Below are 13536 nucleotides of genomic sequence, written 5' to 3'. Positions count from 1 at the left end.
AGAAGCCGCAGGTCGGGTGGCCGTTCGCCCGGAGCTTCTTGGCGGTCTCGAACAGCTCGGGCCAGGTCTTCGGGATCTCGGCGTTGACCTTCTTCAGCTCATCGAGATTCACCCACATCACGGTGGAGGACGAGTTGAAGGGGAAGGAAAGCATCTCGCCCTTCGAGGTCGAATAGTAGCCGGTGATGGCCGGCAGGTAGCTCTTCGGATCGAACTTCTCGCCCGCGTCCTGCATCAGCTTGTAGACCGGCTTTACGGCGCCGGTGGCGGCCATCATGGTTGCGGTGCCAACCTCGAACACCTGCATGATGTGCGGCGCATTGCCGGCGCGGAACGCGGCGATGCCGGCATTCATCGTGTCGGCGTAGTTGCCCTTGTAGGTCGGGACGACCTTGTAGTCGGACTGCGAGGCGTTGAAGTCGTTGGCGAGCTTGACGATGACGTCGTTGTTGGCGCCGGTCATCGCGTGCCACCACTGAATCTCGGTCACCGCGCGCGCCGGTGCGGCTGCCGCGAAGACGAGCGTGGCTGCCGCGGTCGCGACCGTCCAGAATTGTCGAAGTGACATTAAAAGAACCTCCCATGGAAACATCATCGGCGTCGCGGCCGTAGCAGCGCGAGATGACAGTTTTGTGAATGTATAACCGGTTGGATCGTCAGCGGAAAGTGCGTTCGACGGGTCTCGTGTCAAGCCGCGGAACTCGGCCGCAAGACTCTCCGTGTTCCCGTCCCCTCGTCGAGCGAGAGTAGCGCTGCGCTGCGACAGGCCGATGGCGCTTCTAGCGTTTGCGTTCGGCGCAGACCGTACCGTCGGAGATCATCGCCGCGATCTCCTGATCGGCGTAGCCGAACTCCTTCAGCACCTCCTCGGCATGCTGGCTGAACTTCGGCGGGGTCGAGCGCAGGCTCGGCCTGGTGCGTTCGAGCCGGATCGGTGACGCGACGCCCTTGTACCAGTCCTTCTCGATAATATCGCCGCGGTAGAGCGTGTGCGGATTGGTCAGCGCCTGATCGATCTTCTGCACCGGTCCCGCCGGCAGGCCGGCGGCCAGCAGCCGGTCGCAGAGCGGCTCGGCCTCGAACTGGCTGAACACTGCGGCCAGCTCGGCGCGCAGCGCCTCGCGGTTCGCCACGCGGTCTCTGTTCCGGGCAAAGCGCGGATCGGTCCCGAGCTCGGGGCGGCCGATTTCCTTGGCGAGCTTGCGGAAGGTGCCGTCATTGCCGACGCCGATGAAGATGTCGTCGGTCCTGGTCGGGAAGATCGCGTAGGGCACGAGGTTGGGATGCTCGTTGCCGGTGAGCGACGGCGGCTTGCCGTGCATGAAGTAGTTCGCGGTATGCGGATGCATGATCGCGAGGCCGGTCTCGTACAAAGTGACCTCGAGGAACTGACCTTGTCCGGAGCGCTGCCGCTCCGACAGCGCCATCAGGATGCCGATCGCGGCATAGAGGCCGGTGGTGATGTCGACCAGCGGCACGCCGATGCGCATCGGGCCGCTCTCGGGCGAGCCTGTCGCGGCGATCATGCCGGTCATCGCCTGGATGATGGCGTCATAGCCGGGATTGCCGCCGCGCGGACCGTCGGCGCCGAAGCCGCAGATGCGGCAATGCACGAGCCTGGGGAATTTCTCGCGCAGCACGTCGCTGCCGATGCCCCATTTTTCCAGCGTGCCCGGCTTGAAGTTCTCGATCAGCACATCGGCCGTCTCGAGCATCCTGAGCAGCACGACGCGTCCGCCCTCGGAGGCGAGGTCGAGGCCGATCGAGCGCTTGTTGCGGTTGATGCCGACGAAATAGGCCGCATCCTCGTCGTGGAACGGAGGGCCCCAGTCGCGCACCTCGTCGCCGGCCGGCGGCTCGACCTTGATCACGTCGGCGCCGTGATCGGCCAGGATCTGCGTGCAATAGGGGCCGCCGAGCACGCGCGTCAGATCGATCACGCGCAGGCCGGCCATGGCGCCGGGAGCAAAGGGAGGTGTCATCAGGATGATCGCGAGGTTGTTTCAACGCGCGGTCATTAAGCATTGCGGCGCGCGCGGCGCAAACGACGTTGGGCGAATGCCGCTACAGCGAAAAGGCCCGGGCTGCGCCGCGGCAGGGCGCGATGACCGCCCTGCCGCAGAGCGGAATTCAAACTCACACGACGGTCAGCTTGACGTCGACATTGCCGCGGGTGGCGTTGGAGTAGGGGCACACCTCGTGCGCCTTGGCGACCAGCGCCTCGGCATCGGCCTTGGCGAGGCCGGGCAGCGAGACCGCGAGCTCGACCGTGATGCCGAAGCCGCCTTCCGAGCGCGGCCCGATGCCCACCGTCGAGGTGACCGACGCGTCGGCCGGAACCTTCGGTCCGCCCTGCGAGCCGACGAATTTCATCGCGCCGATGAAGCAGGCGGCATAGCCGGCCGCGAACAGCTGCTCCGGATTGTTGCCGGCCGCCGAGTTCCTTCGGCGTCGACAGCTTGACCTTGAGCGAACCGTCGAGGGTCGCCGCTTCGCCGTCGCGGCCGCCGGTGGCCTTGGCGCTGGTCTTGTAGAGCACGTTCACGGACATGGGGGTCTCCCGGTTTGGATGAATTCAGCGCACTCATATTGCACGCAATTGGATTGTGCACAATATAATTGTTCGGTAGAAAAATCGTGATCGGCGCACCGCGACCGTTGTCGGCGGTCCGCGGCTGAGCCCAAGATGCCGGCCCGATGGATATGTGGTGACCTTGATGCGAAAGAAGTCCGCGGCCGACCTGCCGCTTCAGCTCGGCAACCAGCTCTGCTTCGCAGTCTATTCGACCGCCCACGCCTTCAACCGCGTCTATAAGCCGCTGCTGGACCGCCTTGATCTGACCTATCCGCAATACCTGGTCATGCTGGTGCTGTGGGAGCGCGACGGTCTGTCGGTCAAGGAGATCGGCGAGCGGCTGTTCCTCGACTCCGGCACGCTGACGCCGCTGTTGAAGCGGATGGAGGCGGCGCATCTGGTGCGCCGGACGCGGTCGGCCGAGGACGAGCGCCAGGTGCTGGTCGCGCTGACCGCGCAGGGGGCGGCGTTGCGCGAGAAGGCCCGGACGATCGTGCCGCCCGCGATCCTGGACGCGACGGGCTGCTCGATCGCGGAGCTGGCGGACCTGCACGGCAAGCTGGTCAAGCTGCGGGAGCGCCTGGATGCGGCGGTGGGGTAGGGCGGGGACTAAAGGCGCTTCTTAGCAAAAGCGCGGCCTGAGCCCGATTTAAGGTATCGCTCGAAAGCGAATGCCAGCTTCGCGCCGTTGAACGCGACATAGGTCTTGAGCCGCCAAGGCCGAAACTTCGACGTATGTGGGACTTCGCCCGCATTGTGCTTCGTCAACCGCGCAGGCACATCGTCCGTACTGCCCGCATAGAAGTGCTCGCCGTCGAGACTCTCGAGGATGTAGACGAACTTCATCGCAGGTCGCCCCCGACCGTTCACAGGTGCGACTGTGGCAGGCGACGGAGCGCGCCGTCCAGGGCTTCAACAGGATGAGCAGTTTGGAGAAGCAGGCTCTATCGCTCGCAGCCGAGGTCCGCCTTCGCCTTCCCGCCTGCGCCCAAGAGGGCTCCGGCGTCCAGGCTACGGCGCGACAGCCTTCGCTCGCTTCGCTTCCATTTGCAGATTTGGGTGGCTTGCCGAGCCGAAGCTCGCGAAGCGAGCGAAGGCTGGTGGAGCCAGGCGGGATCGAACCGCCGACCTCTTGCATGCCATGCAAGCGCTCTCCCAGCTGAGCTATGGCCCCTGAACCGAACCGGCGGTCTGGGTGACCGCCGGGGAGCACCGTGAACCACAGTTCGCGGCTGATCTCAAGTGGCTTCGACGATTATTCTTCGTCGCCGCCCACATCGCCGATGATGTCTGTGACATCCTCGTCGCCTTCTTCCTCGTCGGCGATGAAGGTCGAATCGTCATCCTCGTCGTCGTCGAGCGTCTCGTCGATCTCGATGTCGTCCTCCGACTCCGGAACGACGGCCTTGACCTTGCCGGTGTTCTCCTCGGCATCGGCCTCCTCGAGCGACACCAGCTCCTCGGTCTCCGCGGCCTCCGGCGCGACGTCGGCCGTCGCGGCGGCACGGGCGGCCTCGCCGCGCATGGCGCGGGTCGGAGCCACCGGTGCGATCGGCACGACCTCGCCGGTGTAGGGCGAGATCACCGGATTCTTGTTGAGGTCGTAGAACTTTTTGCCCGTGGTCGGGCAAATGCGTTTGGTTCCGAGCTCGGATTTGGCCACGTGCAGGCGTCCTGGCAATGTCTGAAAAGCGGTGTCTCACTTGGCTAGTTGCCGCGCCGCTGTCAATAGCGCTGTCAACGGGAAAATCACCGCTCGTGACGGCGGGCGGGGGCTGTGATACCTGCCGCCTCCGAAACCTGAGGATCCCGCCGTGAGCACGTCAGCCGCCCCGACTCCACTCGAATCCCGCGCCTCCGGCCCGCTTTCGGGCACGATTCGCGTGCCCGGCGACAAGTCGATCTCGCACCGGGCGCTGATCCTGGGCGCCTTGTCGGTCGGCGAGACCCGGATTTCCGGCCTGCTCGAGGGCGAGGACGTCCTCAACACCGCCAAATCGATGCGAACGCTCGGGGCGAAGGTCGAACGGACCGGCGCGTTCGCCTGGACCGTCAACGGCGTCGGCGTCGGCGGCTTCGCCCAGCCGACCGCGACGCTCGATTTCGGCAACTCCGGCACCGGCTGCCGGCTCGTGATGGGCGCCGTCGCGGGCTGCCCGATCTCGGCGGTGTTCGACGGCGATGCCTCGCTGCGCAGCCGCCCGATGCGGCGCATCCTCGATCCCTTGGCCTTGATGGGCGCCAAGGTCACGGCCAGCGCCGAGGGCGGTAAGCTTCCGTTAACCCTCCAGGGCGCCAGCAATCCGGTACCGATCGAGTACCGCACGCCGGTCGCCTCGGCCCAGATCAAGTCGGCCGTGCTGCTGGCCGGCCTTGCTGCGCCCGGAATCACCACCGTGATCGAGCAGGAGGCCAGCCGCGATCACACCGAACTGATGCTCAAGCATTTCGGCGCCGAGATCGTCACCACGCCGGAAGGCACCCACGGCCGCCGTATCGCCCTGACCGGCCAGCCGGAGTTAACAGGCGCGCCGGTGATCGTGCCCGCCGATCCGTCTTCGGCGGCGTTCCCGCTGGTCGCCGCGCTGATCGTCGACGGCTCGGACCTGGTGCTGTCGGACGTGATGACCAACCCGCTGCGCACCGGCCTGTTCACGACGCTCCGCGAGATGGGCGCCTCGATCGAGGAGGACGATGTCCGCGGCGATGCCGGCGAGCCGATGGCCCGGCTGCGCGTACGTGCCTCCAAGCTCAAGGGCGTCGTGGTCCCGCCCGAGCGTGCGCCGTCGATGATCGACGAATATCTCGTGCTGGCGGTCGCCGCCGCCTATGCCGAGGGCACCACTGTTATGCGCGGCCTGCACGAGCTGCGGGTCAAGGAGTCCGACCGGCTTGAGGCCACCGCCGCGATGCTCCGCGTCAACGGCGTCAAGGTCGAGATCACCGGCGACGACCTGATCGTCGAGGGGCGCGGCCACGTCCCCGGCGGCGGCCTGGTCGCCACCCACATGGACCACCGCATCGCGATGTCCGCCTTGGTCATGGGCCTCGCCTCCGACAAGCCGGTCAAAGTCGACGACACCGCCTTCATCGCCACCAGCTTCCCGGATTTCATCCCGCTGATGCGCAAGGCGGGCGCGGATTTCGCATGATCATCGCCATCGACGGACCTGCCGCCTCGGGTAAAGGCACCATGGCCAAGCGCCTCGCCGCGCATTATGGCCTCAGGCACCTGGATACGGGCGTGATCTACCGGGCCGTCGCGCATGCGATGCTGACGGCTGGTTTCGACCTGAGGGACGAGGCGCAGGCGGCAGAGGTCGCCATGACGCTGGATCCTGCGACCTTCGACAACCCCGCGCTCCGGTCGCACGAGGTCGGTTCCGCCGCCTCGGTGGTCTCGGCGCTGCCGAAAGTCCGCGAGGCGCTGGTCGCCTTTCAGCGCCAGTTTGCCAGCCAGCCGCCGGGGGCCGTGCTCGACGGCCGCGACATTGGAACCGTGATCTGCCCCGACGCCGAGGTGAAGATCTACGTCGTCGCCGATCCCCGGATCCGGGCGCATCGCCGCACCCTGGAGGCGCGCTCGCGCGGCGAGCCGGCCGACGAGGCGGCCATTCTGGCCGACATCCTGGCGCGCGACGAGCGCGACCAGAACCGGGCCGTCGCTCCTTTGAAATCANGCAGCGGATGCTACCTTGCTTGATAACTCCCATTTGGATATAGAGGGCGGCGTCCGGGCCGCCATCGATATTGTCGAGGCCGTTCGAGCGGGCCGCCAGCGGGTTTGATTGCCGCCGGCGTCATTGGAGGAACCGCCCGCTCCCGCCCTTGACCGTCGATAGCTCGATTGCAGTTCAATCGGGTCCGATCATCCGGACGCAGCTTCATACGTTACGCACGTCACACGTGTCGCATGTGCAGGCATTGCCGGCCCGCGTCGTTTGCGCTTTGGCGCTGACAGCGCGGACGTCTGGGGATTTGTGGACCTCCAGGCACTGCACCTTCGATGCGCCGATCAACCCCACGCTGGCGAGAATGTCCGCATCTGGAGAACCAATGGCTTCGAGTATCTCTGCTAATTCCTACAATCCCAGCCGCGATGATTTTGCCGCGATGCTGGACGAGTCCTTCACGAAGGGCAATCTTCAAGAAAGCTCCGTCGTCAAGGGCAAGGTGGTTGCCATCGAGAAGGACATGGCGGTCATCGACGTCGGTCTGAAGACCGAAGGCCGCGTGGCGCTGCGTGAATTTTCCGGTCCGGGCCGCGACAGCGAGCTGAAGGTCGGTGACGAGGTCGAAGTGTTCCTCGACCGCATCGAAAACGCGCTCGGCGAAGCCGTGCTGTCGCGCGACAAGGCGCGCCGCGAGGAGAGCTGGGGCAAGCTCGAGAAGGCGTTCCAGAACAACGAAAAGGTCATGGGCGTCATCTTCAACCAGGTCAAGGGCGGCTTCACCGTCGACCTGGATGGCGCCGTGGCGTTCCTGCCGCGCTCGCAGGTCGACATCCGTCCGATCCGCGACGTCGCGCCGCTGATGAACAACTCGCAGCCGTTCCAGATCCTGAAGATGGACCGTCGCCGCGGCAACATCGTCGTGTCGCGCCGCACCGTGCTGGAAGAGACCCGCGCCGAGCAGCGCCAGGAGCTGGTGCAGAACCTCGAAGAGGGTCAGGTCATCGACGGCGTCGTCAAGAACATCACCGATTACGGTGCGTTCGTCGACCTCGGCGGCATCGACGGCCTGCTGCACGTCACCGATATCGCGTGGCGCCGCGTCAACCATCCGACCGAGGTGCTTTCGATCGGTCAGACGGTCAAGGTCAAGATCATCAAGATCAACCACGAGACGCACCGCATCTCGCTCGGCATGAAGCAGCTGCTGGACGATCCGTGGCAGGGCATCGAGGCCAAGTACCCGCTGCAGGCCCGCTTCCACGGCCGCGTCACCAACATCACCGACTACGGCGCGTTCGTCGAGCTCGAGCCGGGCATCGAAGGCCTGATCCACGTCTCCGAGATGTCGTGGACCAAGAAGAACATGCACCCCGGCAAGATCGTGTCGACCTCGCAGGAAGTCGAAGTGCAGGTGCTCGAAGTCGACAGCGTCAAGCGCCGCATCTCGCTCGGTCTCAAGCAGACCATGCGCAACCCCTGGGAGGTCTTCGTCGAGAAGCATCCGACGGGTTCGGTGGTCGAGGGCGAGGTCAAGAACAAGACCGAGTTCGGCCTGTTCCTGGGTCTCGAAGGCGACGTCGACGGCATGGTCCATCTGTCGGACCTCGACTGGAAGCTGCCGGGCGAGCAGGTCATTGACAACTACAAGAAGGGCGACATGGTCAAGGCCGTGGTGCTCGACGTCGACGTGGAGAAGGAGCGCATCTCGCTCGGCATCAAGCAGCTCGAAGGCGACCCCTTCGCCGAGCCGGGCGATGTCAAGAAGGGTGCGGTCGTCACCTGCGAAGTGCTCGACGTCAAGGACGGCGGCATCGACGTCAAGATCGTCGGCACCGACTTCACCACCTTCATCAAGCGCTCCGAGCTGGCGCGCGATCGCAACGACCAGCGCTCCGAGCGGTTCGCCGTCGGTGAGAAGGTCGATGCCCGCGTGATCCAGTTCGACAAGAAGGCCCGCAAGGTCCAGGTGTCGATCAAGGCGCTGGAAGTCGCGGAAGAGAAGGAAGCCATCGCGCAGTACGGCTCGTCCGATTCGGGCGCGACGCTGGGCGACATCCTCGGCACCGCCCTCAAGAACCGCGACTCGAAGTAAGCCTTCGAGCCGCGTCACGAGATCAAAGCCCCGGCTCCGGCCGGGGCTTTTTTTATGCGATCGAGGGATCTCAAGCCGGCCCGCGCTATGGCTTTGGCAGATGGGGATACGCCGTCGCGGCGACGGATCTGAAGCTTCGTGACTCCGTCATGGCCGGGCTCGTCCCGGCCATCGACGTCGTTCGGCGTGCTGAGAACCACGTGGATGCCCGGGACAAGCCCGGGCATGACGGCGCGGAGAGAGACGAGAGGCAAACTCCGATCGTGCAGCCCTGCATCGGGTCCATTCACCCTTTGGCGGCATCGTGGCAGGGCCTTGCTTTCTTCAAATTGCGCCGCGATTGATGTAATCGGATAACGAGATATTCAGGCTGCGGCTGCAGAACCGCGCCTTAGACGTCCAGGAGCTTCCCATGTCGCTTGATTCCGATGTGATCGTCGATCGCCGCAGGCTGCGCCGCAAGCTGACGTTCTGGCGGGTCCTGGCGGTGGTGATCGCGATCGCCGCGTTGTCCGCCATCGGCCTCGCACTGTCGCCGCGCGGCCGTACCGCGCTGTCGACCTCCGGCTCGATCGCGCGCGTCAACATCGAGGGACTGATCCGCAGCGATCAGGAGCGCGTCGAGGCGCTGGAGCGGCTGGAGAACTCCTCGGCCGAGGCCGTCATCGTCCACATCAACTCGCCGGGCGGCACCACGGCCGGCTCCGAGCAGCTCTATGACTCTCTGGTGCGTCTGAAGGCCAAGAAGCCGCTCGTCGTCGTGGTCGAAGGCCTCGCCGCCTCCGGCGGCTACATCGGCGCGATCGCGTCCGATCACATCGTCGCGCAGCAGAGCTCGCTGGTCGGCTCGATCGGCGTGCTGTTCCAATATCCCAATGTCAGCGAGCTCCTGAAGACGATCGGCGTCAAGGTCGAGGAGGTGAAGTCCTCGCCGCTGAAAGCCGCGCCGAACGGCTACGAGCCGACCAGCCCCGAGGCGCGCGCTGCGCTCGATGATCTCGTGAAGGATTCCTACGCCTGGTTCCGCGGCCTCGTGAAGAGCCGCCGTGGCATGGACGACGCCCTCCTGGAGAAGGTCGCCGATGGCCGCGTCTTCACCGGCCGCCAGGCGGTCGAGCTGAAGCTGATCGACGAGCTCGGCGACGAGAAGACGGCGGTGGCGTGGCTGGTCGCCAACAAGAACGTCAAGAAGGATCTGCCGGTGCGCGACTACAAGCTGACGCCGCGCTTCGGTGATCTCACCTTCCTGCGGACGGCGACCTCCGTCGCGCTCGACGCCGTCGGTCTCTCCGGCATCGCCCGCCAGATCGAGCGAGCCGGCGTCGTCCAGGCTGTCGACCGGGTCGGGCTCGACGGCATGCTGGCGATCTGGCAGCCCGGAACGGGGAATTGAGACCCGCCAAGACAATCGCCGTTCCGATATTCTCGCCAGACGTGTGCTCTTGCGTGGGCCGATCCCGGGTCACGCAAGCCGATTCCTGGGCCCGGTGAATGATTTAGCGTCTTGACAGTCCTGCATATTTTCACGGAAATGGGACTGTCTCCCCGGGTACATTTTCTCGATGATCAAATCCGAGCTGGTTCAGCGTATCGCCGAGCACAACCCGCACCTCTACCAGCGGGATGTCGAGAACATCGTCAACGCGATCCTCGATGAGATCGTCGCGGCACTCGCGCGCGGTGACCGCGTCGAGCTCCGCGGCTTCGGCGCCTTCTCGGTCAAGCACCGCCCGGCCCGCGCCGGCCGCAATCCGCGCACCGGCGCCCATGTCCCGGTGGACCAGAAGAGCGTGCCGTTCTTCAAGACCGGCAAGGAAATGCGCGAGCGGCTGAACCGGGACAATCCGGCCGGCGCTGGCGAAGACGCCGACGATTCGGACGAGTGAGCCGCCGCGTCTCGCGCCGGACGTGTTGGTCGTTGGCGGCTGATCGAGGCGAAACGGCCTGACTGATACGAGCGAGCGCATGCAGAAATTTGTCACCGTCGTGTTTGTCCTCCCCCTGCTGGTGCTTTTCGTCGTCTTCGGGGTGGCCAACCGGCATTTCGTTACCGTATCGTTTGATCCGTTCAACGCCGCAGATCCGGCGCTGTCGGTCTCGGTCCGGCTGTTCGTCCTGATCATCGCCGTGGCGATCCTCGGCGTCGTCGCGGGCGGCTGCGCTACCTGGATCGGGCAGCGCCGCTGGCGTCAGGCCGCGCGCCGTCATCTCGCCGACGCGGAGGCTGCCCGGGCGCAAGTGGCACAGTTGACCGCCGCGGTTCGCGCGAAGCAGGACCCGGCACAATCCCTGGTTCCGGTCGCGCCTGCCCGGCTTTCCGCCCCTTATGGGCGAGACAAGCAGGGCGCCGCGTTGTAGAAGGCGCCAAACCAGCGCGGTCCAGACCTCGTCTGCGGCTGGTGATCCCCTCCGTCCGGACGTGCGTTTTTTCTGATGTCCCTGCTCGTCAAAATCTGCGGCCTGACCACGCGCGACACCCTCGATGCCGCGCTCGATGCCGGCGCCGACATGGTGGGCTTCGTGTTCTTTCCGCCGTCGCCGCGTCACGTCGGCCTGACCAACGCGCGCGAGCTCGGCCAGCAGGCGAAGGGGCGCGCGCTCAAGGTCGCGCTCACCGTCGATGCCGACGACGCGACGTTCGAGAACATCGTCGAGACCGTGCGTCCCGACCTGTTTCAGCTCCATGGCCGCGAGACCGTCGCGCGGATTCGCGATCTCAAGCAGCGTTTCGGCTTGCCCATCATGAAGGCGATGCCGGTCGAGACGGCTGCCGATCTCACGCCCTTGGCCGGCTATGCCGATGTCTGCGACCGCATCCTGTTCGATGCGCGTGCTCCGAAGGATGCGACGCGTCCCGGCGGACTGGGCGCGACATTCGACTGGCATGTGCTCGAGGGATTGCAGCTCGACCGTCCGTTCATGGTGTCCGGGGGACTGAGCGCCGACAATCTCGCGGACGCCGTGCGGATCACGCGCGCGGGCGGTGTCGATGTGTCATCCGGCGTCGAGCGGGCGCCAGGCGTGAAGGATTGCGACATGATCCGGAATTTCATCCGTGCGGCGCGCGCCGCTGAAGAGTTGAGCGTCCAATGACCACAGCCATTCCCAATTCCTACCGAATCGGTCCCGACGAGCGCGGCCACTTCGGCATCTTCGGCGGCCGCTTCGTTGCCGAAACGCTGATGCCGCTGATCCTGGATCTGGAAAAGGCCTATGCCGACGCCAAGGCCGATCCGGCATTCCAGGCCGAGATGAACAGCTATCGGACGCATTATGTCGGCCGTCCGTCGCCGCTGTACTACGCCGAGCGCCTGACCGAGCATCTCGGCGGCGCCAAGATCTACTTCAAGCGCGACGAGCTCAATCACACCGGCTCGCACAAGGTCAACAACGTGCTCGGCCAGATCATGCTGGCGCGCCGCATGGGTAAGCAGCGCATCATCGCCGAGACCGGCGCCGGCCAGCATGGCGTGGCCACCGCGACCCTGTGCGCGCGCTTCGGGCTCGACTGCGTCGTCTACATGGGCGCGGTCGACGTCGAGCGGCAGCAGCCGAACGTGCTGCGCATGGAGATGCTGGGCGCCAAGGTGATCCCGGTGCAGTCCGGCGCCAGGACGCTGAAGGACGCGATGAACGAGGCGCTGCGTGACTGGGTCACCAACGTCCACAACACGTTCTACTGCATCGGCACGGTGGCAGGCCCGCACCCCTATCCGATGATGGTGCGCGACTTCCAGTCGGTGATCGGCCAGGAGACCCGCGCGCAGATGCAGGAGGCCGAAGGCCGCCTGCCGGATTCGCTCGTCGCCTGCATCGGTGGCGGCTCCAATGCGATGGGCCTGTTTCATCCCTTCCTCGATGATCCCTCGGTCGAGATCTTCGGCGTCGAAGCGGCGGGTCACGGCCTGACCCAGTTGCATGCCGCGTCGATCGCGGGTGGCCGTCCCGGCGTGCTGCATGGCAACCGCACCTACCTGCTGATGGACGAGGATGGCCAGATTGCCGAGGCGCATTCGATCTCGGCCGGTCTCGACTATCCCGGCATCGGTCCTGAGCACTCCTGGCTGCACGAAGCCAAGCGCGTGACCTATCTCTCCGCGACCGATGACGAGGCGCTGGACGCGTTCCTGCTGCTGTCCCGGCTGGAGGGCATCATCCCGGCGCTCGAGCCGGCGCATGCCATCGCGAAGGTGATGCAGCTCGCGCCGAAGAAGCCGAGGGATCACCTGATGGTCGTCAACTTGTGCGGCCGCGGCGACAAGGATGTGCCGCAGGTCGGCGAAATCCTGCGAAAGAGGGCCAAAGCGTCGTGACCAGCCGGATGGATGCGCGTTTCGCGCAATTGAAGACCGAGGGCCGTTCGGCGTTCGTGACCTTCGTCATGGGCGGCGACCCCGATCCCGAGACCTCGCTCGCGATCGTCAAGGCGCTGCCGCAGGCCGGCGCTGACATCATCGAGATCGGCATGCCGTTCACCGATCCGATGGCCGACGGTCCGTCGATCCAGGCCGCGGGCTTGCGCGCGCTCAAGGCGGGCATGACCCTGAAGAAGACGCTGCACCTCGTGCGCAGCTTCCGCGAGACCGACACGGCGACGCCGATCGTCCTGATGGGCTACTACAATCCGATCTACATCTATGGCGTCGACAGGTTCCTCGACGATGCCAAGAGCGCCGGCGTCGACGGCCTGATCATCGTCGACCTGCCGCCGGAGGAAGACACTGAGCTGTGCATTCCCGCGCTGAAGGCCGGGCTCAACTTCATCCGCCTGGCCACGCCGACGACCGATGACAAGCGGCTCCCGGCGGTGCTCGCGAACACCTCGGGCTTCGTCTACTACGTCTCGATCACCGGCATCACCGGCGCGGCCGCCGCCGATTCCTCCGCCGTGGGCGCCGCCGTGGCCCGGATCAAGCGCCATACGGCGCTGCCCGTCTGCGTCGGTTTCGGCATCCGGACACCGGAGACCGCCCGCGCCATCGCCGCGAACGCCGACGGTGCCGTCGTCGGCACCGCCCTGGTGGACGCGCTGAAGGCCAGCCTGGACGCCGACGGCCGGGCGACGGCCAGGACCGTCAGCGCGGTCGCCGACCTGGCCGCCGCGCTGGCCCAGGGCGTGCGGGGCGCCCAGCAGGCCGCGGAATAGCCATCAACCACCCCTGTATGGCGTGCCACGGCCCGACTTGCCGTGGCGT

The 13536-nt window shown here is 65.9% G+C and carries 13 protein-coding genes, 1 tRNA gene and 2 pseudogenes; 10 read left to right on the top strand and 6 right to left on the bottom strand.

All coding sequences use genetic code 11. The features are described from left to right. From BRAS3809_RS16065 to BRAS3809_RS16055, 3 genes and pseudogenes are all read right to left on the bottom strand, one after another. Window positions 1-568 (bottom strand): extracellular solute-binding protein (locus tag BRAS3809_RS16065; RefSeq protein WP_035656432.1); only part of this gene is annotated, 568 nt, incomplete at its 3' end. A 211-nt stretch (window positions 569-779) separates the two neighbouring features. After that, window positions 780-1982 carry a CaiB/BaiF CoA transferase family protein gene (locus BRAS3809_RS16060; protein ID WP_035656429.1) on the bottom strand — a complete coding sequence of 401 codons (1203 nt, stop codon included), beginning with the start codon at window positions 1980-1982 and terminating at the stop codon, window positions 780-782. A gap of 154 nt (window positions 1983-2136) precedes the next feature. Next, window positions 2137-2551, bottom strand: a pseudogene (locus BRAS3809_RS16055) (organic hydroperoxide resistance protein). Between the two features lie 166 nt (window positions 2552-2717). On the opposite strand from BRAS3809_RS16055, the gene BRAS3809_RS16050 reads away from it, so the two are divergent. Beyond that, window positions 2718-3176 (top strand): MarR family winged helix-turn-helix transcriptional regulator, encoded by a 459-nt coding sequence (locus tag BRAS3809_RS16050; RefSeq protein ID WP_008963163.1) that lies wholly within the window; start codon window positions 2718-2720, stop codon window positions 3174-3176. A gap of 8 nt (window positions 3177-3184) precedes the next feature. Here BRAS3809_RS16050 and BRAS3809_RS16045 read toward each other — a convergent pair whose 3' ends face one another. The 3 genes from BRAS3809_RS16045 to BRAS3809_RS16035 form a co-directional block, all read right to left on the bottom strand. Beyond that, the gene (locus BRAS3809_RS16045; protein ID WP_008963162.1) at window positions 3185-3421 is read right to left on the bottom strand and encodes a GIY-YIG nuclease family protein; all 237 of its coding nucleotides are present in this window, start codon (window positions 3419-3421) and stop codon (window positions 3185-3187) included. A gap of 252 nt (window positions 3422-3673) precedes the next feature. Continuing rightward, a tRNA-Ala gene (locus tag BRAS3809_RS16040) sits at window positions 3674-3749 on the bottom strand. Between the two features lie 81 nt (window positions 3750-3830). After that, window positions 3831-4238 carry a TIGR02300 family protein gene (locus BRAS3809_RS16035; protein ID WP_008963161.1) on the bottom strand — a complete coding sequence of 136 codons (408 nt, stop codon included), beginning with the start codon at window positions 4236-4238 and terminating at the stop codon, window positions 3831-3833. A 151-nt stretch (window positions 4239-4389) separates the two neighbouring features. Between BRAS3809_RS16035 and aroA the strand changes: the two genes are divergently transcribed. The 9 genes and pseudogenes from aroA to trpA all read left to right on the top strand — a co-directional run bounded on the left by aroA (window position 4390) and on the right by trpA (window position 13487). Further along, a complete protein-coding gene (gene aroA / locus BRAS3809_RS16030; RefSeq protein WP_008963160.1) occupies window positions 4390-5727 on the top strand; it encodes a 3-phosphoshikimate 1-carboxyvinyltransferase in 1338 nt (445 codons plus the stop codon). Continuing rightward, a pseudogene (cmk, locus tag BRAS3809_RS16025) lies at window positions 5724-6363 on the top strand ((d)CMP kinase). Before aroA ends, cmk begins: the two are co-directional and overlap by 4 nt. A 268-nt stretch (window positions 6364-6631) precedes the next feature. After that, window positions 6632-8341: a 30S ribosomal protein S1 gene (gene rpsA, locus BRAS3809_RS16020; RefSeq protein WP_008963158.1), complete on the top strand. Its 1710-nt coding sequence runs from the start codon at window positions 6632-6634 to the stop codon at window positions 8339-8341. 412 nt (window positions 8342-8753) lie between these two features. Further along, complete coding sequence (gene sppA, locus BRAS3809_RS16010) at window positions 8754-9734, top strand: signal peptide peptidase SppA (RefSeq protein ID WP_008963157.1); 981 nt, start codon at window positions 8754-8756, stop codon at window positions 9732-9734. Window positions 9735-9903: 169 nt separating this feature from the next. Beyond that, the gene (locus BRAS3809_RS16005; RefSeq protein ID WP_008963156.1) at window positions 9904-10227 is read left to right on the top strand and encodes an integration host factor subunit beta; all 324 of its coding nucleotides are present in this window, start codon (window positions 9904-9906) and stop codon (window positions 10225-10227) included. 79 nt (window positions 10228-10306) lie between these two features. Continuing rightward, window positions 10307-10699: a DUF1049 domain-containing protein gene (locus BRAS3809_RS16000; RefSeq protein WP_008963155.1), complete on the top strand. Its 393-nt coding sequence runs from the start codon at window positions 10307-10309 to the stop codon at window positions 10697-10699. 75 nt (window positions 10700-10774) lie between these two features. Beyond that, window positions 10775-11434, top strand: coding sequence for a phosphoribosylanthranilate isomerase (locus BRAS3809_RS15995; protein ID WP_008963154.1), 660 nt, complete (start codon window positions 10775-10777; stop codon window positions 11432-11434). Continuing rightward, window positions 11431-12654 (top strand): tryptophan synthase subunit beta, encoded by a 1224-nt coding sequence (gene trpB / locus BRAS3809_RS15990; RefSeq protein WP_008963153.1) that lies wholly within the window; start codon window positions 11431-11433, stop codon window positions 12652-12654. Before BRAS3809_RS15995 ends, trpB begins: the two co-directional genes overlap by 4 nt. Next, complete coding sequence (gene trpA / locus BRAS3809_RS15985; protein ID WP_008963152.1) at window positions 12651-13487, top strand: tryptophan synthase subunit alpha; 837 nt, start codon at window positions 12651-12653, stop codon at window positions 13485-13487. The genes trpB and trpA overlap by 4 nt, the downstream gene beginning before the upstream one ends. Window positions 13488-13536: the final 49 nt, after the last annotated feature.

This window comes from Bradyrhizobium sp. STM 3809, from assembly GCF_000239795.1.
Lineage (GTDB): Bacteria > Pseudomonadota > Alphaproteobacteria > Rhizobiales > Xanthobacteraceae > Bradyrhizobium.
Note: the sequence above shows the minus strand (reverse complement) of the source record. Positions and strands in the feature narration are given on the sequence as shown.